This is a genomic window from Streptomyces sp. B1I3, from assembly GCF_030816615.1.
Classification (GTDB): domain Bacteria; phylum Actinomycetota; class Actinomycetes; order Streptomycetales; family Streptomycetaceae; genus Streptomyces.
The window spans coordinates 69,855-91,800 of record NZ_JAUSYD010000001.1 but is presented as its reverse complement, the minus strand read 5'-3'; the positions used below and the strand labels follow the sequence as shown (position 1 = coordinate 91,800).

At 70.0% G+C, this 21,946-nt stretch carries 24 protein-coding genes and 5 pseudogenes; 5 read left to right on the top strand and 24 right to left on the bottom strand.

Annotated features, from left to right (window positions below):
- Positions 1-403: 403 nt before the first annotated feature.
- From QFZ58_RS00520 to QFZ58_RS00510, 3 genes and pseudogenes are all read right to left on the bottom strand, one after another.
- Positions 404-1,030 (bottom strand): hypothetical protein, encoded by a 627-nt coding sequence (locus tag QFZ58_RS00520; protein ID WP_307122876.1) that lies wholly within the window; start codon positions 1,028-1,030, stop codon positions 404-406.
- A gap of 102 nt (positions 1,031-1,132) precedes the next feature.
- A pseudogene (locus QFZ58_RS00515) lies at positions 1,133-1,533 on the bottom strand (transposase); the annotation flags it as partial.
- A 487-nt stretch (positions 1,534-2,020) separates the two neighbouring features.
- Positions 2,021-2,950, bottom strand: a complete 930-nt coding sequence (locus QFZ58_RS00510) for an AraC family transcriptional regulator (RefSeq protein WP_307122875.1) — start codon at positions 2,948-2,950, stop codon at positions 2,021-2,023.
- Between the two features lie 110 nt (positions 2,951-3,060).
- Between QFZ58_RS00510 and QFZ58_RS00505 the strand changes: the two genes are divergently transcribed.
- Complete coding sequence (locus QFZ58_RS00505; RefSeq protein WP_307122874.1) at positions 3,061-3,741, top strand: NAD(P)H oxidoreductase; 681 nt, start codon at positions 3,061-3,063, stop codon at positions 3,739-3,741.
- Between the two features lie 40 nt (positions 3,742-3,781).
- On the opposite strand, the gene QFZ58_RS00500 is transcribed toward QFZ58_RS00505, so the two are convergent.
- From QFZ58_RS00500 to QFZ58_RS00460, 9 genes and pseudogenes are all read right to left on the bottom strand, one after another.
- Positions 3,782-3,946, bottom strand: a complete 165-nt coding sequence (locus QFZ58_RS00500; RefSeq protein WP_307122873.1) for a hypothetical protein — start codon at positions 3,944-3,946, stop codon at positions 3,782-3,784.
- Positions 3,947-3,966: 20 nt separating this feature from the next.
- Positions 3,967-4,350, bottom strand: coding sequence for a pyridoxamine 5'-phosphate oxidase family protein (locus tag QFZ58_RS00495; RefSeq protein ID WP_307122872.1), 384 nt, complete (start codon positions 4,348-4,350; stop codon positions 3,967-3,969).
- Positions 4,351-4,369: 19 nt separating this feature from the next.
- A complete protein-coding gene (locus QFZ58_RS00490; RefSeq protein ID WP_307122871.1) occupies positions 4,370-5,107 on the bottom strand; it encodes an SDR family NAD(P)-dependent oxidoreductase in 738 nt (245 codons plus the stop codon).
- 57 nt (positions 5,108-5,164) lie between these two features.
- Positions 5,165-5,359 carry a hypothetical protein gene (locus QFZ58_RS00485; RefSeq protein ID WP_307122870.1) on the bottom strand — a complete coding sequence of 65 codons (195 nt, stop codon included), beginning with the start codon at positions 5,357-5,359 and terminating at the stop codon, positions 5,165-5,167.
- Positions 5,356-5,664 carry a cyclophilin-like fold protein gene (locus QFZ58_RS00480; RefSeq protein ID WP_307122869.1) on the bottom strand — a complete coding sequence of 103 codons (309 nt, stop codon included), beginning with the start codon at positions 5,662-5,664 and terminating at the stop codon, positions 5,356-5,358. The genes QFZ58_RS00485 and QFZ58_RS00480 overlap by 4 nt, the downstream gene beginning before the upstream one ends.
- 173 nt (positions 5,665-5,837) lie before the next feature.
- Positions 5,838-6,203: pseudogene (locus QFZ58_RS00475) on the bottom strand (molybdopterin cofactor-binding domain-containing protein); the annotation flags it as partial.
- A 79-nt stretch (positions 6,204-6,282) separates the two neighbouring features.
- Positions 6,283-6,577: pseudogene (locus QFZ58_RS00470) on the bottom strand (SDR family oxidoreductase); the annotation flags it as partial.
- 93 nt (positions 6,578-6,670) lie between these two features.
- Complete coding sequence (locus tag QFZ58_RS00465) at positions 6,671-7,930, bottom strand: MFS transporter (protein ID WP_307122868.1); 1,260 nt, start codon at positions 7,928-7,930, stop codon at positions 6,671-6,673.
- 58 nt (positions 7,931-7,988) lie between these two features.
- A complete protein-coding gene (locus QFZ58_RS00460; RefSeq protein WP_307122867.1) occupies positions 7,989-8,339 on the bottom strand; it encodes a cyclophilin-like fold protein in 351 nt (116 codons plus the stop codon).
- Here QFZ58_RS00460 and QFZ58_RS00455 point away from each other — a divergent pair.
- Complete coding sequence (locus QFZ58_RS00455; protein WP_307122866.1) at positions 8,332-8,559, top strand: hypothetical protein; 228 nt, start codon at positions 8,332-8,334, stop codon at positions 8,557-8,559. The genes QFZ58_RS00460 and QFZ58_RS00455 overlap by 8 nt on opposite strands.
- Here the strand turns inward: QFZ58_RS00455 and QFZ58_RS00450 are convergent.
- Complete coding sequence (locus QFZ58_RS00450; RefSeq protein WP_307122865.1) at positions 8,556-8,966, bottom strand: cupin domain-containing protein; 411 nt, start codon at positions 8,964-8,966, stop codon at positions 8,556-8,558. The two genes, QFZ58_RS00455 and QFZ58_RS00450, sit on opposite strands and share 4 nt — an antisense overlap.
- A gap of 30 nt (positions 8,967-8,996) precedes the next feature.
- Positions 8,997-10,012 (bottom strand): annotated as a pseudogene (locus tag QFZ58_RS00445) (zinc-dependent alcohol dehydrogenase family protein).
- A gap of 222 nt (positions 10,013-10,234) precedes the next feature.
- Here QFZ58_RS00445 and QFZ58_RS00440 point away from each other — a divergent pair.
- Complete coding sequence (locus tag QFZ58_RS00440; protein WP_307122864.1) at positions 10,235-11,128, top strand: helix-turn-helix transcriptional regulator; 894 nt, start codon at positions 10,235-10,237, stop codon at positions 11,126-11,128.
- A gap of 533 nt (positions 11,129-11,661) precedes the next feature.
- On the opposite strand, the gene QFZ58_RS00435 is transcribed toward QFZ58_RS00440, so the two are convergent.
- Both QFZ58_RS00435 and QFZ58_RS00430 read right to left on the bottom strand, forming a co-directional pair.
- Positions 11,662-12,186, bottom strand: coding sequence for an ATP-binding protein (locus QFZ58_RS00435; RefSeq protein ID WP_307122863.1), 525 nt, complete (start codon positions 12,184-12,186; stop codon positions 11,662-11,664).
- Positions 12,187-12,652: 466 nt separating this feature from the next.
- Complete coding sequence (locus QFZ58_RS00430) at positions 12,653-13,363, bottom strand: TetR/AcrR family transcriptional regulator (protein ID WP_307122862.1); 711 nt, start codon at positions 13,361-13,363, stop codon at positions 12,653-12,655.
- Between the two features lie 113 nt (positions 13,364-13,476).
- Here QFZ58_RS00430 and QFZ58_RS00425 point away from each other — a divergent pair, with 113 nt between their 5' ends.
- Positions 13,477-14,382: an NmrA/HSCARG family protein gene (locus tag QFZ58_RS00425; protein WP_307122861.1), complete on the top strand. Its 906-nt coding sequence runs from the start codon at positions 13,477-13,479 to the stop codon at positions 14,380-14,382.
- Between the two features lie 140 nt (positions 14,383-14,522).
- Here the strand turns inward: QFZ58_RS00425 and QFZ58_RS34340 are convergent.
- The 4 genes and pseudogenes from QFZ58_RS34340 to QFZ58_RS00405 all read right to left on the bottom strand — a co-directional run.
- Positions 14,523-14,726, bottom strand: a pseudogene (locus tag QFZ58_RS34340) (hypothetical protein); the annotation flags it as partial.
- Between the two features lie 37 nt (positions 14,727-14,763).
- Positions 14,764-15,999: a GNAT family N-acetyltransferase gene (locus QFZ58_RS00415; RefSeq protein ID WP_307122860.1), complete on the bottom strand. Its 1,236-nt coding sequence runs from the start codon at positions 15,997-15,999 to the stop codon at positions 14,764-14,766.
- A gap of 312 nt (positions 16,000-16,311) precedes the next feature.
- Positions 16,312-16,683, bottom strand: coding sequence for a hypothetical protein (locus QFZ58_RS00410; RefSeq protein WP_307122859.1), 372 nt, complete (start codon positions 16,681-16,683; stop codon positions 16,312-16,314).
- 210 nt (positions 16,684-16,893) lie between these two features.
- Positions 16,894-17,094, bottom strand: coding sequence for a hypothetical protein (locus QFZ58_RS00405; protein WP_307122858.1), 201 nt, complete (start codon positions 17,092-17,094; stop codon positions 16,894-16,896).
- Positions 17,095-17,227: 133 nt separating this feature from the next.
- Here QFZ58_RS00405 and QFZ58_RS00400 point away from each other — a divergent pair, with 133 nt between their 5' ends.
- Positions 17,228-17,680 (top strand): hypothetical protein, encoded by a 453-nt coding sequence (locus tag QFZ58_RS00400; protein WP_307122857.1) that lies wholly within the window; start codon positions 17,228-17,230, stop codon positions 17,678-17,680.
- 14 nt (positions 17,681-17,694) lie between these two features.
- On the opposite strand, the gene QFZ58_RS00395 is transcribed toward QFZ58_RS00400, so the two are convergent.
- The 4 genes from QFZ58_RS00395 to QFZ58_RS00380 are packed head-to-tail and all read right to left on the bottom strand — an operon-like array spanning position 17,695 to position 21,901.
- Complete coding sequence (locus QFZ58_RS00395) at positions 17,695-18,852, bottom strand: LLM class flavin-dependent oxidoreductase (RefSeq protein WP_307122856.1); 1,158 nt, start codon at positions 18,850-18,852, stop codon at positions 17,695-17,697.
- Between the two features lie 51 nt (positions 18,853-18,903).
- Positions 18,904-20,097, bottom strand: a complete 1,194-nt coding sequence (locus tag QFZ58_RS00390) for an SfnB family sulfur acquisition oxidoreductase (RefSeq protein ID WP_307122855.1) — start codon at positions 20,095-20,097, stop codon at positions 18,904-18,906.
- Entirely contained in the window at positions 20,094-20,651 is a 558-nt protein-coding gene (gene ssuE / locus QFZ58_RS00385) for an NADPH-dependent FMN reductase (protein WP_307122854.1), read from the bottom strand. The genes QFZ58_RS00390 and ssuE overlap by 4 nt, the downstream gene beginning before the upstream one ends.
- A gap of 32 nt (positions 20,652-20,683) precedes the next feature.
- A complete protein-coding gene (locus QFZ58_RS00380; RefSeq protein WP_307122853.1) occupies positions 20,684-21,901 on the bottom strand; it encodes an acyl-CoA dehydrogenase family protein in 1,218 nt (405 codons plus the stop codon).
- Between the last annotated feature and the right edge of the window lie 45 nt (positions 21,902-21,946).

The window sequence follows — 21,946 nt, the reverse complement described above, 5'->3', positions numbered from 1 at the left end:
ACCGTTTCCCGTGCCGCATGCCGACAGGCAGTCGGCGAAATCGCGGACTGTTTCTCGTGGGACGGGTATTCCCGCTCCCCGTAGGCCCGGCAAGTCCGTGAGCGGGGCAGACTTCTCTGACGGTGGGTGCGGTTCCCCTGGCGTGTTGCCGAGCCAGGGGAACCAGGGCCGGGCTGGCCCTTGCGGGGAACGGCCGCCATCCTGGCCCTGGGAGACGAAACTTCGCGGCACCCAGGCATCTTTTTGTCAGGCATGCCGAGCGGGCGGGCAAGCCCCCGGGCCGGGACCGTCAGGGGCCGGCAACCGCCCCGTCCCACCCCCACAGCGTCCGCAGGGGCGGGACAGCACCGAGGGACGGGTGTTGTCCTACGGAGCTGGCTCGGTGATCCTGGCAGGGGTCGGTTCAGCAGGGAAGGGTGGACATCCCTGCGGCGCCGGTGGCACCGGTGGTGCCGTTCGCGGTGGCGGTGGCAGGGGTGCCGTTGCCGCCGGGCTGGCCGGGACAGACCGGGCTGGCCGCGCCTCCCGCACCGCCCTTGCCGCCGGTGAATCCGCCACCGACCGTGGATGCCCCGCCGTTGCCGCCCTTGCCGCCGGCGATACCGGCACCTGCGTCGCCGACGCCGCCCACGCCGCCCTTGCCGCCCTTGCCACCGAGGGCGGCGGTTCCGCCGGAGCCGCCGTTACCACCGTTGCCGTTGGCACCACCCGCGCCACCGGCACCACCCGCGCCGCCGACACTGGCAGAGCCGCTCGCATCACCGCCCGCGCCGCCGGTACCGCCGTTGCCGTTCGCGCCGGCCGCACCACCGGTACCGCCCAGGCCACCGATCCCACCACTGGTGCCCACACCGTTGGCCCCGTTACTCCCAGGAAGACCCAGGAGACCGAAGCCGCCAACAGCCCGGACGCTGCCTGTCTCGGCACCGGCCGCCGCCGAAGCCAGGGCAGGAGTAGCGGTGAGACCGGCCACAGCGATCATGGAGACCAGGAAAGTCCGGGGAAGAGCAGTCGTGCGCGTGAAGCGCATGAGGAAACCTCTCGAAGTGCGTGGCCGCAGATGCTCCACGGCCGACACCCACAACCTACGCACGAACACACCGCCCCATACTGCACACAATGATCCAATAGCTCAAAAGAGACCTTTTAAGCAAAATTTGGCCTTAGTAGGTCGGATCATGTGGTGGCGCGGAGACTCCGGAGCCAGATGGTCGATCCATGTACGTAGGGGGAATCCAGCGAGGTAGCTGGTGGGTGTCTTGTCGTAGCGGGTGGCCGGCCCTCGCCATTCCTTGATCTTGTTGATGCCGCGCTCGACGGTGCTCCTCTCCTTGTAAAGCTCGGCGTCGTGGGAGAGAGGCGGCCGCCCTTCGAGCCTCGCTTCTTGCGGTTGGCGGCCTGGTTCTTCTTCTCCGGGATCACCGCCTGGATCCGGCGTTTACGCAGGTTGGAGCGGTTCGAGCGCGAGGAGTACGCCTTGTCGGCGGCGACGGACCCGGGGCGGGTGCGGGGCCGGCCGACCGGCCAACGGATCGTGCCGCCCGCTCCCGTTCGTGGTGACGCCGGGACAGGCGGCCGGCAGTCCACGTTTCGCCGCGGTCCTCGACCGAGTCAGGGTCACGGCTCCGCCAGTGGACCACCTCCACCAACTCCTGGCCTACTGCACTGCCCTGGGCATCTGCCACGGCCACCTCGTTTATGCGGCGACCGGCCCGAGGCCCACCGACCACGAAATCCGCAGTCCCCCGTCACGATCACCGCCCACGCGCTGAACCTGAACGAACCGCCTGCCGGCCTCCTGGCGCAGGTAGCCGCCCCGGCGGGCAGAACAGCGACGGCCGCCCTGATGAACGCACCTGGACAGCTACCACTCCGCGTCCGCTTCCTCCTGAGATGACAGAGGCGCGTGCCGGCCGCCCTGCTGCACCGGCTCGTCGACGGCCGAGCTCCGTCACGACGTCTCGGTGTCGTGCTGCGGTCCGGAGCGTGGGCCCGTGTCTTTGCGGCCGCGTGCCGTGACTCACGCCGCCGTGGTGCGGAACGTGCTGGGGCTGAGGCCCTTGTGACGTTTGAAGGCGGCGCTGAAGCCGAACGCGTCGGCGTAGCCGACGGTCTTGGCGATCTGGGCGATGCTGAGGTCGGTGTCGGCCAGGAGTGCCTCGGCGTCGTCCATGCGGCACTCGGTGAGGTAGGTGAGGGGCGGACGGCCCATCAGCTCGGTGAAGCGCCGGGCGAACAGTGCCCGGGAGACGCCGGCTTGAGCGGCCAGCGACGCGACGGTCCAGCTCTCGGCGGGCCGCCCGTGGAAGGCGTGCAGGGCGGGGGCCAGGACCGGATCGGCGAGGCCGCGGTACCAGCCGGGCGCGTCGGCGCCCGCTCGGTCGAACCAGGTGCGCAGCGTGCAAACCAGGGCCCAGTCGAGGAGCCGGTCCATCAGCGCCTGCGAACCGGCGGAGAGCCGGGCGGCGTCGGCGGCGGAGTTCTCCAGCCAGGCGCAGACCTCGGCGTCTTCGGTGACGACCAGGACGGGTGGCAGGGCGCGCAGGAGCCGTTCGTGGCGGTGCCCCGAGGCGCGGTAGGCGCCCACGATCAGCGCGGTCGCTCCCTCCGGGCCGGTGCCCCAATGGATGCCGTCGAGTTCCTGGCCGGTGCACACTGCGTCCGCGGTGAAGCAGTTGATCTCGTACGCGGTGTGGGGGCGGTGGACAGTGGCAGGCTCGTCCGCGAGGCGGAACCGTGCCGGGCCCTGGACGATGGCCGTGTCGCCCGCGTTGATCGCCCGACTGGTGCCGTCGGACAGCAGCAGCGTGCCGCCACCGCGCAGCACGCTGACCATGGAGAGCGGAGCGGCGTCGGCGAAGGTGATACTCCAGGGCGCCGTCAGGACGGCGTGGCTGACGACCGAGCCCTCGGCCCGGATGCCGCTCAGCAGTGAACTCAGAGGATCCACAGCGCAATCGTAGACGATCTCCTATGCTCTGGAGAGTTTCTCCCATGGATCATCTACGGTGCAGCGGTTGTACTGGACCCACCGCACAGACCGAGCTCTCGGGAGACACCGTGCCGCAGCACAGCAGTGACACCAGAACAGCCCTCGTGGTCGTCGCGCACCACCGCCGCGATTCCCTCACCGCCCACACCGCCCGCCGCGCGGCTGCCCAACTCGAGGCCGCCGGATACCGCATCGACCTGCTGGACCTGCACGCCGAGGGGTTCGACCCGCGGATGAACGTGGAGGACCAGCCGGACTGGGGCAACCGGGAGAAGCCGTACTCGGACGAGACGCACGCCCACATGCGGCGGATCCTCGACGCCGATGTCGTCGTCGCCGTCTTCCCGGTGTACTGGCAGAGCGTGCCCGCCGTCCTCAAGGGATGGATCGACCGCGTATGGAACTACGGGTTCGCCTACGGCCGCAGCAAGCCCCGCCTGGCGGGCAAGCGCATGCTGTGGCTGGCCCTGGCCGGCGCCACCACCGACGACCCCGTCGCGGAGTCGATGCAGACCGTCCTCGAGGCCAACCTGAGCGACGGCATCGCCTACTACTGCGGCTTCTCCCGCTCCACCGTAGGCCTGCTCCTGGACGCGGAGGAGCGACCGCAGCGCATCGACGCCGAGGGCAATCTGCTGGTCGGCGAAGCGGTCGCCGGCGCCGAGCGGGAGGCGCAGTACACCGATTTCGACCGTCGAGCACGGAAATTCGTGGAGGAGTTCCTCGCGGGCGAACTCGTCGCGGCCTGACGGCCTCCGGATGCCGTGGGCCGACACTGCGACAGTACGTTCAGGACCTGGTGGCCCGGCTCGCACCGGCGGACGCCCGGGCGCAATTCTGCCACCTGGTGTACCGAGCACGGATCTGCTCGTCGCTGTCGCCCGCGATGCGCATCATGCCCGCGACGACATTGGGGACCTCAGTGTCGGTGGTTCCGAACGGGACAGTCTTCATGGATTTTTCTCGTGGGCGGCTCAGCTTCCGCCGAGGAGCCACCGGGTGGTGGTCACCTCGACGAGGACGCGGACGTCGCCGGGCGTAGGGCTCGGTGATGTCCCAGCCCTCGTACTTGGTGGCGAACGCGTCGACGATCGGCGTGCGGAACGGGGCCCGGTGGAGACGAGCGGTGCCTTCGGCGACGAGCGGGATCCGCCGTCCTCCAGTGCGAGGGACGCCTGCGGCCACTCGGCAATGTTGCGGGCCTTGGTCGATGCCGCACCGGTGGAGATCCACCAGGTCGCCTCGGACCGATCGAACACGAACCAGACCGGCACCAGGTGCGGTGCTCCATTGCGGCGGATGGTTGCCGGCCACACCCCGCGCTCGACGGCGAGCCGTGGCGCGACGGGATCAGACACGTGCACGCTCGCATGGACGTCAGCGCGCGGGCCCGTCGGGCAGGGCGAGGCCGGTGCGCGTGTGGAGCGCGTCGAGGAGCTGCCGCTGGAACACCGGGTCCAGCGCGGCCGGGTGCGGTTGGCGTATGGAGCGGTGGTGCCAGTAACCGCCGGTGCGCGGATCGATCTCGCTTTCTGCAGCGGTGGCGAGCCACGCCTGGGTTCGATGCCCCTCGGCGAGGTCATCGGTCGCGGATGGACCGCCCATCCGGGTCGGCACCCAGCCGGGGTCGACCGCGTGGGAGAGCAGCTGCGGGTGCCGGGCGGAGAGGGCGAGTGCGAGCGCAGTGACGAGCAGCTTGCTGTCGGAGTACGAGCCGCCGTCGCCGGCGATCACGGGACCGACGTCGGGGCGGCCGGACAGGTGCATCGAGCTGGACAGGAAGATGACCCGGCCCGGCTGCGGCATCGACGCGGTCAGCAGATAGGGGGCCAGGACGTTGACTGCGATCACGTCGGGGCCGTCCATCGTGCCGGCGTTGTGGACGACCGCGTCGAAGCGTCCGAACGCGTTCGCCTGCTCGGCCACGCTCGCCGTCTCTTTCGGGTGGGCGAGGTCGCCGAGCACGACGCCGTGCATTCGGTCGCTGACGTCCCGACCCTCGAGACGAGCCGGGCTGCGGGCGTGCAGGACGACATCGTGGCCGCGGTCCACGAGCTCGGACGTTGTCGCCAGGCCCAGTCCGGTCGACGCGCCGGTGACCAGGATGAGTGACATGAAGTGTGGTTCCTTCCGTGCGCGGCCTGCGCGCTCACCTGCTGTGGGTGATGCAGCTCAGGCGAGGAGGTTCAAGGGTGCGGCGAGGGTGTCGACGGCGGACGCCGCCTGGGAGACGGCGGCCGGTGACGTCTGCCGGGCGGCTTGGTCACCGGGACCGCTGCTTGTGCAGCCGGTCAGCAGCGCCGGGTCCGCCACGGGCCCGGGCAGGAGGGCCGCACGACCGCCTGCGCGTGTGAGGACGCCAGTCACTTGGCTGCCTCGAGGGTGGCGGTGAAGTCACCGGTTTGGTCGCTGATGACCGACAGGTTGCCGTGGATGCGCCCGATGCGGGCGATGCCGTCCCAGCGGCCGACGTCGCCGTAGTAGAGGACGACGTTGCCCCACGGGGCGTAGTAGCCGAGGTCTCCGACCTTGGGGTCGTCGCCGTCGGGCATCCCGTCCATCGTCAACTCGCGGTCCAGGTGACCGACCTTCTCCTCCCCGTGCAGGTCCTCGAAGGACAGCGTCAGCGGAAGCTGCTCAAGCAGTGCCCGGACTGTGGGGTTGTCCCACACGGTCGCGTCCAGCGTCCGACCGCCGATCCTGATCCGGATCGGCGTACTCTCCTGCTCCTCGGCGGAGGGGGAGATCGATGAGGATGCGGCGGACGACGGGGCCGAGGTACCCCCTTCGGGGCCCGAGTCCGACGACTGGGCGCACGCTGCCAGCCCCACGCCCATGACGGCGGGTCGTAGACGCCGACGGCCATGCCCATGCCGATGAGCCAGTCCCCCTCCCGGCGCGAGCGCGGCTCGGCTCGGCGCTGGTCCCAGCCGAACTGGCGGGCACCGGTGGTGTAGCACTCGCGCAGCCGCCGGGTGAAGTACGGCAGGTTCTTCGACTCGTCCTCGGACGGCTCGTTGCGGCGGCGCAGCTCGATCGGGTCGATGCCGAGCTCGGCGGCGAGTTCGTCCATGGCCGATTCGATGACGAACGAGGCGGTGGCGAAGCCGGGGCCGCGCATATGGAGCGGGGTGTTCACATCCAGCGGCACCGTCCGGTACACCTGGCTGACGTTCGGCGTGTTGTTGAGCATCTGCCCCGGCATCAGGATGCGATACCGGTGACGTAGCTGGCGCCGTCACTGCACAGCCACATGACGGCCTGGGCGATCTCGTCGGCGGTGCCGAGCCGGTCGATGGCCTGGACGCGGTCGAACTGCTCCGCGCTCTCGTCGGCGGCGTCGGTGGGCGGGGGCATGACCCCAGCGTTGTTGTAGGCCATGTCGAGCCGTCCGAAGGCTTCGACCGTGCGGTCGACGGCGGCGGCGACCTGGTCCTCGTCGGTGACGTCGCAGACCAGCGCGAGGACTTGGTGGCCGTCGTCGGCGAGCTGCTTGACGGCGGCGTCGACGGCGTCCTCGTTAATGCCGGCGAGGCCCACGGCGGCGCCTGCTTCGGCGAAGGCGCGGGCGGTGGCCAGGCCCATGCCGGAGGAGGCTCCGGTGATGAAGGCGACCTCGCCGGTGAAGTCGTAGGTGGGGTACGTGACGGTTGCTCCCGACGAAGGTGTACGGCGATGTCAGCGTGCGGTCGTCGTGGTGGCGTCAGCTGTCTGCCACGGTTCGTCAGCGTCGGAGGTGTGGTGGGCGACGATCCGCGAGGGGCCGGCGATGCCGCGCAGGGCGAGGGCGATCAAAGGCAGCAGGGTGAGCGCGGCGAAGACGGCGCCGACCAGGGCCGGTCCGGTCAGGCCGAGCGAGGAGTCCAGGGCCCGGCCTGCGACGAGGGAACCGGCGGCGATGCCGGTGTTGTAGCCGGAGGTGGTCAGCGCAGAGGTGAGGGTGGGGGCATCGCCCGCGAAGCGGACGGCGAGGGAGGTGACGACCGGGTTGACGGTGAACCCGGCCAGGGCCATGCCGAAGACCAGTACCACGGCGGCCACCGGACTGCTGGAGGCCGGGATCAAGGCCAGCAGGATGAGGGAGGTGGCCGCCGCCGCGGTGATCGTGGTGACCATCGGGCGGCGGTCCCCGAGACGCCCGCCGATGGCGGTGCCGCCCAGCGCACCGATACCGAAGGCGATCAACACCAGCGGTACGGCACCTGCCGGGATGCCTGCCCGGTCGGTCAGCAGCGGCGTGATGTAGGTGTACGTCGCCAGCACCCCGCCCATGATCAGCACGGCTGCGCCGAGCGCCAGCCACAGATGTCCCTGCTTGAGGACCCGGACCTCGGCCCACACCGACACCTCGGCCCGCTGTCCGGCACGGGGGATGAACCGGCCGACGAACGCGGCAGCCAGGGCGGCGAGGACGGCCAGCGCCCAGAACGGGCCGCGCCAACCGGTGTAGTGGCCGACGAACGAGCCGATCGGCACACCGATCACGTTGGCCAGCGTGAGGCCGCCCATCATGACGCCGACCGCCCGCGTGGCGCGTGCGGGCCCTGCGGTGGTGGTGGCGATGACGAAACCGACGGCCCAGAACGCGCCGGTGGCCAGGGCGGTCACCACGCGGGCGGTGAGCACGACGGTGAAGGAGGTGCTCAGGGCGGCGACGGCGTGCCCGAGAGCGAAGACGGCGAGTGCGCCGATGAGGGTGTGGCGCTGGGGCAGGCGCAGGGTGGCCATGGCCATCGTGGGCCCACCGACGATCATGCCGACGGCGAACGCGGTGATCAGCAGACCTGCGTGCGACACGCTCACGTTCAGGTCGGCGGCCATCTCGGGTAGCAGTCCGGCGATGACGAACTCGGTGGTGCCCATCAGGAATGTGCCGGCGGCGAGCACCCAGACGACGAAGGGCATCTTGCCGGTTGAGGTACTGGAGGCGGTGGGCATGCGGGGGGTCCTTGTTCGAAATACGGGGTTCGGGCGAGGCAGCGGCGGTACGGCCTGGTCAGCGGACGGCGTCGACGGTCACCTTGGAGGCGGTGGCCAGCTGGCCGATGTCACGGTCGTCGGCGAGACGGCCGAGGATGATGATGCCGTCGGCATAGGGAACATCGCGGTAGTAGAGGACCAGTTGGCCCCAGGGCGCGTAGTAGCCGACGTCACCGGCCCTCGGGGCGGCTCCCTCGGGGCCTCCGGAGGTGGACAGCCCACTTGAAAGATCGACGACCTTCTCGGCCTGATGGAAGTCCTCCAGTTCCAGGGTGAGCGGGAGCAGCTCGGCGAAGTCGCGGGCGGGAGGGCTGTCGTTCAGGGTGGCATCGACGGGCCGGCCGTCGATGGTGACGCGGATGTCCATCGCAGTTCTCCTGTCTGATCCGGACGCGCTTGCTGACGCCGAGGTCTGGGGCTGCCCGAACGCCGCGGGGGACGACGAGGCGGAGGTTGTGGCGGGGGCCTGCTCGACGCGTGAGTCGTCGGAGCAGACGGTCGCGGCCAGCAGCACTACGCCGGTGGTGGCGGTGGCGGTCAGGGCCCGGCGCAGGATGACGGTCCTGAACCAGGGGGCCCGGTTTTAGCTGGTGGCCGGGGCTGCGGTGTATTCCTCGTCGGTGACGGAGTTCAGCCAGTGCACGACGTCGTGGTCGTCGTCGCCCTCGTTGATGGCCAGGTGGACCATCAGCCGGTTCGGTGCGGCACCGTGCCAGTGCTCTTCGTCGGCCTCGAACAGGACGCGGTCGCCGGGCCGGATGACTTCCACCGGTCCGCTCCGGCGCTGACAGAGGCCGATGCCTTCGGTGACGAAGACGGTCTGGCCCAGTGGGTGGCGGTGCCAGTGGGTGCGGGCACCGGGCATGAAGTGCACCAGATTGGCGGTGACCCGGGACGGGGCGGGGGCTGCGGCGACGGCGTCGATGTAAACGTCGCCGGTGAACCAGTCGGCCGGCCCCTTTGCTGTGTCGATTGAGCTGCGAGCGATCTGCACGGTTGCTCCTCGTACGGTTGATGGGCCGGGTCAGGGGGTGAGGAGGGTTTTGATGGCGCGGCGTTCGTCCATGGCTTTGTAGCCTTCGGCGACCTGGTCGAGGGGGAGGGTGAGGTCGAAGACCTTGCCCGGGTCGATCGCGCCGGCAAGGACGCGGTCGATGAGGTCGGGGAGGTAGCGGCGTACGGGGGCGGGGCCGCCACGCAGGCCGACGTGGGAGAAGAACAGTTCCTGTCCGTCGACGCGACCTCGTGCGGCACGCCGACGAAGCCGACGTTGCCGCCGGGGCGGGCCGACTGGAGGGCCTGGCTCATGGACTGGGCGGTGCCGACGCACTCCAGGACGCTGTCCGCGCCGATCCCGCCGGTCATCTCCTTGATCCGAGCCACACCTTCCTCGCCGCGCTCGGCGACGATGTCGGTGGCGCCGAACCCGCGGGCGAGCTTCTGCCGGGACTCGTGGCGGGACATGGCGATGATGCGCTCCGCGCCCATCTCCTTCGCGGCGATCACCGCGCACAGGCCGACCGCGCCATCACCGACCACCACGGCGGTCGAGCCGGGCTTGACCTCGGCGGCATCAGCAGCCCACCAGCCCGTGCCCATCACGTCCGAGACGGCCAGCAACCCCGGCCAGAACCGCTCGTCCGGCACACCGCCGGTGGCCACGAGGGTGCCCTGGGCGTTGGGGATACGGACGTAGTCGGCCTGGCAGGTGGACATGAACTCGCGGTTCAAGCAGTTCGACTGGAACCCGTGGCGGCAGTTCGCACAGGTGTTGTCGGAGGTCGCGAACGAGCCGATCACGAACTGGCCGGGCTTGACCGAGGTGACCTCGGCCCCGACCTCCTCCACGAAGCCGATGTACTCGTGACCCATCGGATGGGCGTGTTCCGTCGGCTCCACCCCCCGGTACGGCCACAGGTCCGACCCGCACACACAGGTCACCGCCGTGCGGATGATCGCATCGGTCGGATTCCCGATCTTGGGGTCCTTCAGAGTCTCCAAGCGGATGTCGCCGGGAGCATGAATCACAGCACCACGCATGAAAGGTTCCTTTTGCTTTACCGAATACAGGGTGCGCATCCAAATCACGGGTGGGCGGACCACCCGGGCTGGGCACGGGGCTCCGCCGTCCTCGCTGTGATGCGGGAAGGCGAAGCACCACGCCTTCCAGGTAACCCCCTCTTCACGTGCGGAGCGAGTCACTGACAAGGGGTGTACCGGCAGTACATCCCTATGGTCGCGTGCGGGACGTAACGTCGAAGGATGGACAACCGTGAGGAGGTCCGCGAGTTCCTCACCTCGCGGCGCGCAAACATCACCCCTGACCAGGCCGGACTGCCGTCCGGATCCCGGCGCCGTGTGCCGGGCCTGCGCCGCAGCGAGGTCGCGGCCCTGGCCGACATGAGCGTCGAGTACTACTCGAAAGTCGAGCGCGGCAACCTCGCCGGCGTCTCCCCGGCCGTCCTCGAAGCCCTCGCCCGCGCCCTCCAGCTTGATGACGCCGAACGCGCCCATCTGCTGAACCTGGCCCAAGCCGCCGACGGATCCGACGCCCTCACCCGCCCTCGCCACCGTGCCGCCACCCGGCAGTGGACACCGCACCGCAGCCTGCAATGGACTCTGGACGCGATCACCGCGGGACCGGCGTTCGTCCGCAACGGCAGGATGGACATCCTCGCCGCCAACCAGCTCTTCCGCGCCTTCTACACTGACGTCTACGCCACGCCCGGCAACCGGCAGAACCTGGCCCGCTTCACCTTCCTCGACCCCGCCTCCCGCCGCTTCTACCCGGACTGGGACGCCTTCGCCGACATCACCGTCGCCATCGTGCGCGCTGAAGCAGGCCGCAACCCCCACGACAAGGATCTGCACGACCTGGTCGGGGAGCTGTCCACCCGCAGCGACGCCTTCCGTACCCGGTGGGGTGCCCACAACGTCCGTCACCACGGCACAGGCACCAAACACTTCCACCACCACGCCGTCGGCCACCTCTCCCTGGCCTTCGAGGGCCTGGACATGGCCGCCGTTCCCGGTCTCACCCTCACCATCTATACCGCCGAGCCCGGCTCGCCCTCCGAAGAGGGACTGCGCCTCCTCGCCACCTGGGCCGCCACCCAGGAAGCCGACCCGAATTCAGAGCGATCTGCGGCCGACTGACCGCGACGGCGCCAAGCACCGCCAGGGGGCGGTGCACAGACCTTTCACCCCTCGTTGGACCCGTTTGGCGCCTTCAGCAGCCGCAGGGCCCAGGACAGCGCGGATCTCGCCGGCCGGGTCGACTGGTCGATGATCGGGGCGGACAGCTGACTGGCGCGCCGACGGAGGTCCCGGGGGCGACTGGGACCTCGTCGCCGTCGGCATGAGCGGTGCGGCGATGTCAGCAGGGACGCATCAGCGGCCTTGCCCCTTCATGAGACCTCAGAGATGGTCGTTGCCGCCTGCTTGATGGCCAGGACGGCGTGCTCGACGTCGACGTCACGCCGCTCCTTCTCGTCCCAGGCTGTCCCCACGCTTCCCAGGGCTGTCCGGGCTTCCTGTCGAGTTCACCGACATCGACTATGGGTAGCTCGACTTCTGACGGCTGCCGAACGACAACGGGGGCGCGGGCGTCTGATGAACCGAAGCACGATAGTGGTCACACAGGCATGCCTGTCGTCACCTGCGAGGTTGGGCACCGGAAGGTCGTTCTCTCAGCTCTTGACGGCCTCTGTGATCTGCTGGGCGGCCTGGGCGGGTGTGAGGTGCGTGGTGTCCACGACCTCGGCCTCGGCGTGCAGCCACGTGCGGGCCGCCTCGGCGTAGGGCTCAAGGTGTTGGAGACGGAACGGGGAGTTGGGGCCAAGAACGGTGTCGCCCGCGATGCGCCTGCGGAGGGTGTCCTGGTCGGCATGGAGGACGAAGTGCCGGACCGGAATGGCTTGCTGGGCGAGGCCAGAGCTGATCTCGCGCCAGTACTGCTCGACCAGGACTGTCATGGGCATCACCAGGGTGCCGCCGGTGTAGTCGAGGATGCGTCGGGCGGTCTCGACCACGAGGGGCCGCCACGGCGGCCAGTGCTGGAAGTTGTCCGTCGCGGGCAGTCCTGGCTTGATGTCCATGAGTGTCTCGCCGACTTTCTCGGCGTCGAACACCCGTGAGTCCGGAATCAGCTGCTGCACGAGTGCACTGGTCGTCGTCTTGCCTGCGCCGTGGGTGCCGTTGAGCCATACGATCATGTACTTGACGCTAGCGTCGTGCGGGCCGCGGGGGCAGGCAGAGTAGAAAATCCGGTAGGGCTTCGACGTGTCTCAGGGCGGTGCCAACCTGCAAGATCAGGTGCTGACTGTCTCGAACATCTGTGGTCAAGCGTCTTGGCGAGTTGTTCGGTATGGCCTGCAAGCAGTGGCTTGAGGGCGCGCCGTAGTAGGGCTGATGGATGGTCAGCTTTGCGGAGCCAGTGGAACACATTGTGCCGCTGCCGGGCCCAGGCTGACCCAGTTCCTCGTCGAAATGTCGACCCCCGAGCTGTTCGCACCGCTCACCCGTGAAGTCTGCCAACGATGGCTACACGTCCTGCAGGCATCGATGGCCTCCGATCCCGAAGCGGCTGGACGCTAAACGGCAAGCTGAAGGCTGTCAGCCATTTCGGGCCTCAACCCCACTCCGTGCTCGCCTCGTACTGGGCCGCACAGCCGGCCGCGCTCAGATTTCGGGCAGGCTGAAAGCGGCCCGGTCGGCCTCGATCAGGTCGCCAAGCAGCGCGATCGTGGCGGCGGTGAGCTTCTGGAAGGGCAGGTCGGGTGCCGCGTCGTTCTCGAATGCCTGCTCAACCGTCCGCGCGAGCAGCTCGGCCCGCTGCTCCAGGCCGCCCGTCGGAGCCGAGCTCTCGGCGCGCAGGAAGCCTTCGAAGGTCGCTTGATAGGCGTAGCCGATCTCGTGCACGCTCAGGTCGTCGCGGAGCAGGCCGTGCTCGGCGAGCAGCGCGAAGTAGCCGTGCGCCATCGTCGCGTGCCGGTCGTCGCGGGCCGGGTCCGGCGCGCCGGTCAACTTGCCGAGCAGGTGGGGATCGCCCAGGAGCAGCCCGCGCAGCAGCGGACGGTCCACGACCGCCAGGAAGTACACGCGGGCGAAGTTGTGCAGCAGGCAGGTGTGCGGGTCCCGCTGGAGCGCCTGCCGCAGGCCGTCCATCGCGCGGAGCACCTCACGCGCGAAAACGGCGCCGAACAACTGCTCGCGCGTCTTCCAGTGCAGGTAGACGGTGCCCTTGCCGATGCCCGCCTCGGCAGCCACATCGTCCATGGTCACCCGCCGGTAGCCGTACCGCGTCAACAGATCTGCGGCTGCGTCGAGGATGCGCACGGACCGTTCGGCGCGCTGTTGCGGGTCGCGGAGTCGTTCGGTGTTGGCACTCACGCCGCGACTGTATGACCGGATGCGAGATATCGTCAATTTTTAATTGACGAATTTTCGAACTTCGTCATATGGTCAGATGTGACAGCGTCCCCGCCGGCGGCAGGAGCCGAGACATGAGCATGAACACCTCCACAACCCCCCGCGGCAAGGTGGTCCTGGTCACGGGCGCGACCGGAAACCAGGGCGGCGCCACCTCTCGCCACCTGCTCGCCAACGGCTGGCACGTCCGCGCACTCGTCCGGGACGACACCACGCCGGCGGCTGCCGCCCTCGCCGCCGCCGGAGCCGAACTCGTCCGCGGTGACCTGGACGACCGCGCCTCGATTGAGGAGGCGGCTCGCGGCGCCTACGGGCTGTACAGCGTTCAGCCCGCCAACCACAACGAACTCAACCAGGGCGTCAACGTCGCGGATGCCGCGAAGGCTGCAGGCGTGCAGCACCTGGTGTACTCGTCCGTCGGCGGTGCTGAGAGCCAGAACCGTTACTACGAGCAGCAGGGATGGGGGCAGATCGAGAAGTGGCAGATCGAGGAGCACATCCGCGCGCTGGGCATACCCGCGACGATCCTGCGTCCGGCCGGGTTCATGGAGGACTTCACCAGCCCCGCGCGGTTTCTCCGGAACGGCTCACTGAACGTCCCCTGGCACGACGGCCTGGTCATGCAACTCATCGCCATCGACGACACCGGCGCATTCGCCGCCTTGGCCTTCGCCGATCCGGACGCCTACCTGGGCAGGGCCATCGAGATCACCGGCGACCGGCTCACCACCCCGCAGATCGCCGAAGCCCTCAGCGCAGCCGCCGGACGTCCCGTCCCGCACACCCAGATCCCGCTCGACATCCTGTCGCAGCACGATCCTGACGTTGCGAAGGTCTTCACCTGGGCGCATGCCACCTTCTACGACAGTGACCTCGCCCCCCTGCGCCGGGCCCACCCCGGTGTCATGGACTTCCGTACCTGGCTCAATCGCTTCGGCAAGGCCCGCCTCGCTACGCAACTGGACGCCCCTGCGGGCTGACAGGGCAGCTCACGAGAGTGCGCTTCTGTAACTTGGCTGTTGGTTGTGACGGCGGCAGGGCCTGTCGTGTGTCCGCTGGTTTCGTGCCTGATGACCTATGGAGACGTGCAGCTCCGCTGCTGCCGGCTCGTGCGGCGCGGATCCGCGGCCCGGTGGCCGGCCGTGCGGGGGAGCGGACGGCGTTGCGCCCATAGGCCGTTGCCGTCCATCACACAGGCCATGTGCCGTGGCACCGCTCGCGAGGAACCGTCGTTCTCCTGCTGGTCGCCCAGCACCTCGCCCCGCGGCTCGCGATCCGGCGCGTGCCGATCACACGACCCGGTCGTGTTCAGTGCCGCTGTCATCCGCCCGTGCATCGCAGGATCGGAGACGAGCGCGCGGTCAGAACCAGTGCAGGCAGTGCGGGCGGCGGTCGCCGCGGAAGATGGCGTCGGCGAGGGCTGCCGCGTCCGGGTGATGGGCCCGAATGTGCCCGGCACGTACGAGCGTGCTCGGAGCGGTGCCGCCGAGGTAGATCGAACCCAGGTCGCTGATGTCCAAGGACAGGTCGGGATCCTGGTCCGTCGGGATGCAGTGGGCTTCGCCTTTCCGGACGGTCAGCAGGTAGCGGCCGTGTTCCCCGAGGAACGGATCGCCGACGTCGAGGACGAGCGCACCGTCCGTGAACCAGCCACGTGCGGTCAACGCATGGGGGATGTCCAGGAGCCGTACCCAGAGCCAGTCCGTGTCGTCGCTCACCTGGCCGGCGCGGAAGTCCGCAAGCTGCCAGCGCAGTGGGTGCTCGGGCGGGAGATGCTTGAACACGACCTTGGCGACGAGGTCGTGCCCGAGCAGGAACCCGGCCAAGGCCGTGAAGACGGAGTCGTCGGTGGCGATGGTCTCGTCGACCGTCAAGGTGTTGGCTTCGCCGATCGAATAGCTGGCGTACCCGTCCGGGACGCCTTCGGCGTCACGGTGGACGGCCACGTAGCGCGGTGCGGTCGAGATCGGAGGCTGCCCAGCGCGCAGGGCCCACCAGCGGCGCGGCCGGGACAGTGCTCCGGGCTGGGCGCGGCGGTACCGGTCGTAGACCTCTTCCAGGACGTCGCCGCACTCGGCGCGCCGCAGTATCTCGACCGCCTCGTTGTCCGAGCCGGCCGCCGGGGCGCCTGCCAGGGTGTGGGCCCGGGGGGCGGCGAAGGCGGCCTGGGGGCGCGGCACCGTCAGCCGCGCAGTGTAGGTAGCCGGTCCATAGCCGAACCTCCCGTAGATCGGAGCTTCGGAGGCCAGCAGTACGGAAAGGAACTCTCCGCGCGCGCGTACCTCGGCGAGCTGATGCCGCATCATCGCGCTCAGCACACCCTGCCGACGGTAGGAGGGCAGGACACCGACGGCGGTCACGCCGGCGACAGGGACGGGTACCTGACCGGGCAGGGTGAGCTCGAACGAGTGCGCGGCAGCCGTGCCCACGGGCCTTCCGTCCGCCGTCAGGGCGAGCAGGCCCCGGTCCATCTCGAGCGCCGACCACCAGAGCCCGCCGCCCTCCACCGGGGTTTCCGGGAAGCGGCCGAACGCGGCATGGACGGTGTCGATGAAGACATCGAGGTCCTCATCGGTCGTGGACCGGATTTCCGTCACTGCCGCTGCCTCCTCGAGATACCGGCACCACGGCTCGTGGTGTCCCGGCACAGTGCAGCGCCGACCCGCGGCTCGGTCAAACGAATTACGGCTGAGCCCACCGGCGGCCGGTCACGGCACCAGCTCGCGGTGCCCTTCCGCCCGCCGCTGGGCGGCAGCTGGGGCGAACACCACCGAGCCGGGGGTGGAGGCAGTGAGCGTGGCGTCCATGGCCCGACCATGAGGTCGATCGATCCAAGACCGCCCAGGCCATGGGTACGGCGCGCCGGTTGGCCGGGGTGGCCAACCGGCGCGCTCGGATTCCGCTGCGGTTCAGCACTGGCGAAGGCCGGGGGCTGGGTCCTGGCCGGTGTGTACGGAGACGGCTGGGACGTTGCCCCACTGGCCGTTGTCGAGCTGCGTCCAGTACCAGATGTCGTTACCACCCTGGTGAGGATCGCCATGGCCCCAGCACGCGAACCAGCTGAATCCGGAGGTGAGGGTGCCGCGGGTCGCGGAGCGGTAGGAGCGGTCCGCGTATCCCTTCGCCCCGACGGAGTTGCCGCAGTACAGCCGCCCGTCGGAGCGGACCCCGCACTCGGCGGCGTGGGCGGTGGTGGCGGGTACGGACAGGGCGAGCAGCGCGGTGACAGCGAGGGTGCCCAGCGCGGTGGTCACACGTCGCGCGTTCAGTCGGGTATTCATGATCGGCTCAACGGCTGAGCCCGGCGCCGGTAACGGAGAGTGCTGGAACCATGCCGAGATGGGCCCAGACGCGTACCGCAAGCCGAGTCGCGGCTGCTGCGGGGGCCTGCCGGCGTCTCACATGCGGTATTCGGCGCGAGCCGATGCGGACGACTGGGACGGGCCCCGGGGAGTGGCAAACCCCCCGGGCGCATGACCCTCGGATTCCGGCTATTGGTAGCAGCCACCGACGCACAGGACGGTGGCCGTGCCGCTGTCGCTGCTCGCTGCGGAGCCGGCGTCGTGGGTGACAGTCCCGGGCGTCCTGCTGGTCTCCCAGGGCATGGGGACGGCCGTGGCCTGCGGGGCGAGAGCTGCGGAGACTACGGTGATCAGGAACACGGTGGCTGTCGCGTGCTTGAGCAGGCGCATCTGGACTCCTCGATCGGTTCGGCACGTGTGGTCCGGCGGCCGGCACGCTGCTCGTACCGGCCGACCGAGGCCCAGTCTCCCCGTTCGCGAGGTGCAGAGCCAGATACAAGTCGGCCGGGAGAGTCCGGCAGAGTTGGCCGCTCTGTCTCCGCTGCTCCTCGTCAGTGACCGGTGGCGGCCGCTGCGCCCGAGGATCCTCGTCCCGCTGGACTGGACGGCCTCGGGCGTCCTGGTCCTTATGGCGCTGTGGCAACTCGCGGTCGCTTTCGCCGTCGAGAGCCAGACGTACATGTCGAGCGGTACGGCACAGACCGTCTGGGGCCTGACCTTCGCTCCGCTCTTCGCCATCCCTGCTCTGATGACCACGGTGACCTGGTCGTATGCACGGCGGCACCGGACTCGAAGGCTGCCTCGAAGCGGCCAGAGGCGGACCATGCCCAACGTCCACCAGATGGAGACACACGGGTGCTCCCTGCGCATGAAGCTAACCCCCGCACCCGAGCAGGCGGGCCGTCCCGCTCTGTGGCCGAATGTGGGGGAGTACCCCATCTACGACCCGTGCCTCTCCACGACCGTCACCCGCTGACCCCGGCCGACTCACTACCTGCTGCCGGAGGCCGCGAAGGGGATCTGGGTGGCGGCGGGCTCCTCGGCGGGCCCTGCGGGGTGGGCCCACAGCCCGCGGGCCGCCAGGGTCGGCAGGACGTTTTCGCCGAACCAGTACGCCTCCTCCAGATGCGGATAGCCGGAGAGGACGAACTCGTCGATGCCCAGGGCGTGGTACTCGGCGATCCGGTCGGCGACCTCCGTGTGACTGCCGACCAGGGCGGTGCCCGCGCCACCGCGCACCAGACCGATGCCTGCCCACAGGTTCGGGTGGATCTCCAGCTTCTCCGGACTGCCGCCGTGCAGGGCCAGCATCCGTTTCTGCCCCTCCGACTCGCTGCGCGCGAGCCCGTCCTGCACCGCCTGTATGGTCTCCGGGTCGAACCCCGCGAGCAGCCGCCGCGCCTCGGCCCAGGCCTGCTCCGAGGTGTCGCGGGTGATGACGTGCAGCCGGATGCCGAAGCGGACGGTGCGGCCCTCCTTCTCCGCGAGGCCCCGCACCCAGGCGATCTTCTCAGCGACCTGGGCGGGTGGCTCGCCCCACGTCAGATAGACGTCGCTGTGCCGGGCGGCGACCTCACCGGCGAGAGGTGAGGAACCGCCGAAGTACACCTCCGGCACCGGTTCGGGCACCCGCGTCAGCGCCGCGTCGGCCACCTGCAGATGCCGGCCCGTGTGGTCCACGGTCTCGCCGGCCCACAGCTTCCGTACGATGGCAAGAAACTCGTCGGTGCGCTCGTAGCGGGCGTCCTTGTCGAGGAAGTCGCCGTAGGCCCGCTGCTCGTGGCTCTCGCCGCCGGTGACGACGTTGAGCAGCAGCCTGCCGCCGGTCTGCCGTTGGTAGGTGGACGCCATCTGCGCGGCCAGGGTGGGGGAGACGAAGCCGGGCCGGAAGGCGACGAGGAACTTCAGCCGCTCGGTGTGCTGAGCGACCATCGCGGTCGTCAGCCAGGCGTCCTCGCACCAGGCGCCTGTGGGGGTGAGGGCCCCGGTGAAGCCGAGGTCCTCGGCGGCACGGGCGATCTGGGTGAGGTAGCCGACCGTGGGCGGCCGGTCGCCGCCGGACGGCGTGGTGCGGGTGCCGTGGCCGCCGCCGACGACATGCCGACTGTCGCCGTTGGTGGGCAGGAACCAGTGGAAGGTGAGACTCACCGGTGTCGCCTTTCGTTCGGGTGGTGCGTGGGGTGAGGGGGTGGGACGAGGTCAGAGCAGGCCGTGCCGGGGCGGGCGGGTGCCGTTGAGCACATACCGGCCGATGTGCTGAACCTTCCAGCGGCCCGGGTCGTGCAGGGTGTGGGTGCGGGCGTCCCGCCAGTGGCGGTGCAGGCCGAGACCGTCGAGCGCCGAGCGGGTGCCGGACACCTCGAACAGGGCGCTGCCCATCTCCACGGCCGCGTCCGCCGCCGTCACCTTCGCCGCGGCCACGGCGATCGACGCCTCCGCCGCCGAGGCGTCAGTCAGGCCAGCCCGTGCGGTGTCCACGGCGCGTGCTGCCTCGGCGAGCAGTGCCTCGGCGGCCCGCACCCGGATCGCCAGCTCGCCGAAGCGCTGCACCAGGAGCGGATCGTCGGCCGCCGACTCGAAGCCGCTCTCGAACCAGGGGCGGGACTTCGTCCGGACGAAGTCCACGGCCTCCGCGAGCGCCCCCGAGGCGATGCCCGCGTCGATCGCCGCGTGCAGCAACTGTCCGAAGGCGCCGTGCAGTTGCGGCCCCTCGAAGGTGAGGTGGTGCGGCACCACCCGGTCGGCGGGCACGGACACGCCGTCAAGCCGTACGGTGCCGCTCGCCGTGGTGCGCTGTCCCATGCCGTCCCAGTCGTCGACCACCGTGACCCCGGGCGCGTCCCGCGGTACGTAGGCGACATGCAGGCGGTCGTCAGCGGCCCGGGCGAGCACCGGGATCCAGTCGGCGAACAGAGCGCCCGTGCAGTAGTTCTTGACGCCGGTCAGCCGGTAGGAACCACCGCCGTCCGGGGCCGGATCCAGGCGGGTCCGGATGTCCAGGACGTGCCGGGTGCCCGCCTCGGACTGGGCGTTGCCGAACCGCTTGCCCGCCAGCACCTCACGGAAGAGGAACTCCCGCTGTGCTGCGGTGCCCTGGGCACGCAGCACGTTGACGTACACGAAGTGGTTCTGCGGGATCTGTGCGAGGGACGCATCGGCGGCGGCGAGCAGCCGGAACACTTCGGCGAGCGTCCCGGCACCGACGTCCGCGCCGCCGTGCTCGGCGGGCACCGTCACGGCGAGCAGGCCGGAGGCGGACAGCCGGTCCACCTCCGAATGTGGCAGCCGTCGTCCGGCGTCCCGTTCGGCGGCCCCCTTGCGGAACTCCGTGGCGAGCTCCGAGGCGACGGCGAGCGCTTCGGAGCCGTCCGTGACGATGTGCGCGCGGCTCATCCGGCAACCGCGAGGAGGGGGGCCCGGCCGCCGAGGGCGAACGAGAACTGGTCGACGACCTGCCCGAGCGCCTCCGCCGCGGCGGGCGCCACGCTCAGCGCGCCGTCCTCACCCACCGCGAGGTCCTTGTCGAGGGTGAACCAGCCCTGCACGATGTGCCCGGCACCCATCGAAGACAGGACGGGGCGCAGCGCGTAGTCGATGGCCAGGACGTGTGCGGTCGTGCCACCGGTGGCCAGCGGCAGAACGGTCTTGCCCGCGAGGGCGTACTGCGGCAGCAGGTCGAGCAGCGACTTCAGGAGGCCCGAGTAGGCGGCCTTGTAGACGGGCGTGCCGATCACCACCCCGTCCGCCCGTGCGAACAGTTCGGTGGCTGCCACGATCGCGGGATGGCGGAAGTCGGCGCCGAGCAGGGCCTCTGCGGGCAGGGTGCGGACGTCGAAGGGGATCACCTCGTGCCCCTGGGCGGCGAGCCGGGCGTCGAGGTGACGCAGCAGCCGCGCGGTGCGGGAGGTGGCGGACGGGCTTCCGGAGACGGACAGAACGGTGGCCATGGGGCAGGACCTCTCAGGGGGTCGCTCAGGGATCAGGAGTACCAGGTGGGTTCGGGCAGTTCGCCCGTGAGGACGTGACGGCCGACCTCGCGGCGCTTGTAGGCGACGGGATCGTGCAGGGTGTGGGTGCGTACGTTGCGCCAGAACCGGTCGAGGCCCTCCGCCGACGCGGTGGCACGGGCGCCGGTCACCTCGAAGATCCGGCTGGTCACCTCCAGGGCCACGTCGGTCGCGCGGGCCTTGACGGCGGCGACCCGGACCTCGAACTCGCCGCGCGCCTGCTCGGTGACCGTGTCCGGGTCGTCGTGGAGCTGCTGGCCCTCCACGGCGACGGCGTCCGCGAGGGCTTCCACGGCCCACAACTTGGAGGTGAGGTCGCCATAGACGTCGACGACGTACGGCTCGTCGACCGCCTTGTCGTATCCGCCGTGCAGCCAGGAACGGGACTTGGTGCGGGTGTAGGTAGCGGCGGTCTCCAGGGCGCCCGCCGCGATGCCGAGGTAGAAGTTGACGAACACCAGCTGGATGGTGGGGACGTTGAGGGTGTTGTACACGCGGGGCGTGAACACCTTGTCCGCGTAGCCCGCCGCCGACGCCCACGGCGTGCGGACGCCGTCGAGGGTGACGCCGCCGCTCTCGGTGAGGCGCTGGCCGATGTTGTCCCAGTCGTCGTGGAAGGTCAGGCCCTCGCTGTCGGAGGGGACGATGGCAAAAATGTGCTGGTCGGTGCCGTCCAGGACGCCTTCCAGCACGGTGACGTCGGAGACCCTGCTGCCGGTGGAGAACGTCTTGGCGCCGGTGAAGACCAGGTCGTCGCCGTCCTCGGTGACCACCACGTCGTTGTCGCGCGGGTTCACCGCCCCGCCGAAGAACCACCGCTCGCGGGCGGCGGTCGCCTCCACCTGCTCCCACTGCTCGCGGGTGCCGACCAGGCGGGCGGCCCAGTTCCACAGGTAGTGGTAGCCGAGGAGCTGGCCGATGGACCCGTCGGCCTTCGCCACCTCCCGTACGACGTGGTAGGCGGTGGGCCAGTCCTGGCCGCCACCGCCGTGCACGGCCGGGCCCAGGAGGGTGACGAGCCCGGAGTCCTTCAGCAGCCGCACCTCGGCGTACGGGGTGGCGCCGGCCTTGTCGCGCTCGGCGGCGTCGGTGGCCAGGACGGCAGCGACCTCGGCGGCGCGGGCCACCCAGCCCGCCGGGTCGGTGGGACGGGGGAGGATGGTCCAGTCGATGGGGGTGACGGTGCTCATGGGAGGGTTCCTCTCCGAACGGTGTCGCGCGGTGTCGCAGGATGT